This is a genomic window from Wolbachia endosymbiont of Glossina morsitans morsitans, from assembly GCF_000689175.1.
GTDB lineage: Bacteria > Pseudomonadota > Alphaproteobacteria > Rickettsiales > Anaplasmataceae > Wolbachia > Wolbachia pipientis.
This window is the reverse complement of sequence record NZ_AWUH01000179.1, coordinates 1-3,822: the sequence shown is the minus strand read 5'-3', so window position 1 is coordinate 3,822 and position 3,822 is coordinate 1. Positions and strand designations below refer to the sequence as shown.

At 32.4% G+C, this 3,822-nt stretch carries 4 protein-coding genes and 2 pseudogenes; all 6 read right to left on the bottom strand.

Features of this window, described 5'->3' with window-relative positions; translation table 11 throughout:
* Nucleotides 1-285 (bottom strand): annotated as a pseudogene (locus tag WGMM_RS05915) (COX15/CtaA family protein); the annotation flags it as partial.
* The gene (locus WGMM_RS04660; RefSeq protein WP_038250778.1) at nucleotides 267-1,865 is read right to left on the bottom strand and encodes a glycosyltransferase family 2 protein; all 1,599 of its coding nucleotides are present in this window, start codon (nucleotides 1,863-1,865) and stop codon (nucleotides 267-269) included. The pseudogene WGMM_RS05915 and the gene WGMM_RS04660, both read right to left, overlap by 19 nt.
* A 5-nt stretch (nucleotides 1,866-1,870) precedes the next feature.
* Complete coding sequence (locus tag WGMM_RS04655) at nucleotides 1,871-2,347, bottom strand: F0F1 ATP synthase subunit B family protein (RefSeq protein ID WP_038250775.1); 477 nt, start codon at nucleotides 2,345-2,347, stop codon at nucleotides 1,871-1,873.
* Between the two features lie 8 nt (nucleotides 2,348-2,355).
* Nucleotides 2,356-2,835 carry a F0F1 ATP synthase subunit B family protein gene (locus WGMM_RS04650; protein ID WP_038250772.1) on the bottom strand — a complete coding sequence of 160 codons (480 nt, stop codon included), beginning with the start codon at nucleotides 2,833-2,835 and terminating at the stop codon, nucleotides 2,356-2,358.
* 3 nt (nucleotides 2,836-2,838) lie between these two features.
* Nucleotides 2,839-3,066 (bottom strand): F0F1 ATP synthase subunit C, encoded by a 228-nt coding sequence (locus WGMM_RS04645; protein ID WP_006014985.1) that lies wholly within the window; start codon nucleotides 3,064-3,066, stop codon nucleotides 2,839-2,841.
* A gap of 59 nt (nucleotides 3,067-3,125) precedes the next feature.
* Nucleotides 3,126-3,822: pseudogene (locus WGMM_RS04640) on the bottom strand (F0F1 ATP synthase subunit A); the annotation flags it as partial.

Sequence of the window (3,822 nt, the reverse complement as noted above, 5' to 3'; positions counted from 1 at the left end):
TTAGTCTTGCAACCAATCTGTGTATATATTCTATTAAGTATATAGCGTGAAACTCCTCCATACTAATACCATAGTTAAGTGCTTTATATTCAGGTGTAGCTTCGTATTTTAATTTTCTTGTAGCCAATCTTGTCCACTCAGTGGTGGCAATGTTCCAGTGATGGGTTTCCACTCTGTGATTGACAATCCTGCTTTTGAAAGTCTGGTAAATCCACCAATTCCTACCATAAGAATTACCATGACCGAGCAGAGAAAAAGCCAAATGGCTACAGGTTTTGCTTCCATAAACCATGTTTAGTTTTGTTCCATCGCTCAGGGTAAAGGATAAACTCCCACAAGGCAAGAAAAGCTGCAACACTATGTAGCAGACTATAGACCGGAAAAAATATCGATACTATATAAAAATAAAAAGGCATCTTTTGCTGTTTGACAACTATTACCAAAAGAATCAGGTTAGTAACGTATACCACTACAAAGTAGTACAAAAATAATCCATTTAAAACTTTAGTTAATATCAATGAAAGCAGTAAAAATGGAGTAGTAAAAAATATAAAAGCTGCAGAGCCAACAAAAAGATTCAATAGCAAAATTCCCTTAAATCCAGTGTGTTTATAAAGTGACTTTATATTTTTTAAATGAACAATATAAGTTTGCATATAGCCTTTGATCCAGCGCGCTCTTTGCTTAATCCAAGCAAATAAAGCATTTGGTGACTCTTCCAATGTTTCTGAGTCAATCATCCTGGTTTTATATCCGATTTGCGCAAGTCTCAAACCGAGGTCAGCATCTTCGGTAACACTGTAAGCATCCCAGAAAAACACTTTTTTTAGAATTTTTACTGAAAAATGATTACTGCTACCACCCAAAGGCATCGGCATGTTCATTTTTTGGAATCCAGGCAATAAGTATTGAAACCAGTTCATATACTCCAGAGAAAAGGATTTTGTGAGAAAATTATAATCACAATTATAGTAATTTAATTTTGCCTGTACACAGGCTAACTTATCGTTGCCCTTATTAAATTCAATCAGTGCTTTTTTTAACTGCAATGGGTCTGGTTTATCGTCCGCATCATATATTACTGCATACTTTCCTCTAGCAAAGTTCATAGCATAATTGCATGACTTGGCTTTTGTTCTAGGCAAAGAATGAGGCACTTTTATTACTTCAAAATACTGCGGTAAAGTGTACTTTTCTATAGCTGCTAGCGTTTCTTGGTCATCACTTTCTACCTGAAGCTTCACATCTAATTTTGATTTTGGATAATCCAAACTTTCAATGCTTTCAACCAATTGCTCTATCACTGCACTTTCTTTAAAAGCAGGCAATAAAATAGTATATATAGGAAAATCTTCTTCATTCAGCTTACTATAATCCACTTTTTGGTTGGAGGTTTCACATAAGTTAAAAATTGTAGCTATAAACTTGAATAAATAACTAGAACATCCGATTATAAATATCAACATCAAAGCAAAATATGTATATTTCTCTGTTAGTGTTAAAATTGAAGTTACAATAAAGAAAGAAGCAAAAAATATTGAGCTTAGTTTAATGCTTTTGGCTGAAAAATTAGGATTCTTGTAATATGAGTAGTTGCTTGCAAATTCTGAAATACCAAAGTGCGAGTTAAGAAGATTTAAAATCTGTTCGCTATCCACTTTTATTAATACATAGTCAATGCCGTAATGAGTTTCGACCCAACGGGTGATATCTAGACTTGTGTCTTCAACCATAAAAAAAGTAGTATAATTTAATTTTTGCCAAGGAATTATATTAAATTTATAGTAAAAAAGTTTCTCTTGCTCTTTGCACAAACTAGAATCAAACTTAATTTTTTCTACATTACCAGCTTGAAGTATAGGCATTAAACCTAATGCAATTTTTTATTTAAGTCACGTGAAAATGAAGATATGACCTCACTACTACGCTTATCATCTTTACGTTCATGCATTATTTTTTTACTAGCATCAGCAGCTACACTCGCTGTGTTAGCCTGTAAATCTCTAAGAGCTTTTTCAACTTGGTCAGTGACTTTCTTCAAGTTAGAATGGGCATTGTCATCCAATGTCTGATCTAGCTGCTGTCTATTGTGCTTAATGATACTATTAGCTTTATCAAGTGCTTCATTCATCATTTTATTAACTTCTGCATCTAATTCTTTGTATTTTTTAGAAGATTTTTTGTAATACTCCAACATATCTTTCCTGAATTTTTCAGTTTCTTCACTTGAAAATTTGCTTTTGTTACGCTTATTGTTAAGCGCATTTTTTATCACTTTCTTTAGCAATTTATACGAAAGGACAAAACTTACCAAGAAGGCAAGACCGATAATCAGTGATGTAGACATAAAAACCCCTAAAATTCTTTGGACACCAAGTCAGCAATAAATTCCTCTTCAATTTCAGAATTAATCAATTTAGTATAATAAATTAAAGCAATACTAGTAGCCATTTGTTTTAACTGATCAGTATATTCAGATTTAAATTCTGCCACTTTTTTTTCAATAAGCTTGCTCTTTTTTTTTTCTTCTTCTTCTAATATATTCTTAACATTAGCTCTCATTTCTTCTACCTGAGCAAGTGCATCATCTATGATTTTTTTTGCCTGTATTCTAGCTTGGTTTAAAGCGGCATTATACTTGGCAACCTGATCTTCCGTGAGTCTTAAAAGATGAACAGAACTATTAAAAGAATCCAATACTTCTTTACTTCTAGTGCTTATTATTTCATCTAACTTTGGCAAAAATAAACAACTCACTACGAAAAAAAGTGAAGAGAAAAAAATTAAAAACCAAAAAACTTGAGAAAAGAAGGTTGAAACATCAAGCTGTGGCATCTGTTAAGCAGCAAATATTAATAACATTGCAAGTACAAACGCAAGCAATCCCATGATTTCAACCATGGCAGCACCAATATAAACATAACTTTTCATTTTACCTTCTGATTCAGGGTTTCTCGCAATCCCATTTAACATAGCAGAGAAGATATTAGCTATACCTAAACCAGCACCGAGCATTCCAAACACAGCTAAACCAATTGCTATAAATTTTAAAGCTACTAAATCCATATATTACCTTTAATTATTTCTTTATAATATAATTGTAAAATATTCTACAAGGAAGTCAATTACTTTACTGCATCTGACAAATATACACACGTTAATATAGTAAATATATAAGCTTGTAAAATTGCAACAAATACTTCAAATCCTATCAATCCAATTATGAACAAAAACGGCGCAGGAGTGAAAAATATGTTCATATTTACAATAAACCCTGCTATCACTTTGATGATTGTATGACCAGCAATCATATTTGCTGCAAGCCTTATTGATAGGCTAACCGGCCTTACTAAATAAGCAAACAACTTAATAATAATTATTATAGGTGCAAGCCACGAAGGAGTTCCTTTTGGTAGCAATATGCGTAAAAATTCTACTCCCCTTTCTTTAAATCCAACAATCGTTATATAAATAAAAACCACCATCGATAAAAGCGAAGGTGACTATCACATGACTTGTGACCGTGAAACTATAAGGAAGAACACCAACTAAATTACACGATAAAATGAAAATAAATACTGTGAATATCAATGGAATGTGCTGCAAGCCTTTGCTTCCAGTGTTATTTTCTATTATTGAAATAACAAAATCATATACATACTCAACTGCAGCTTGCAAATATCCTGGTATTACTGACCCCTTCTTTATTCCAAAAAGCAAAAAGAGTATCATCAATATCACCGAAATCATCGTGAAAAAAGATGAATTGGTAAAGCTTACGTCATACCCAAATAACCTAGGTAACTCTATTATTGTATATAC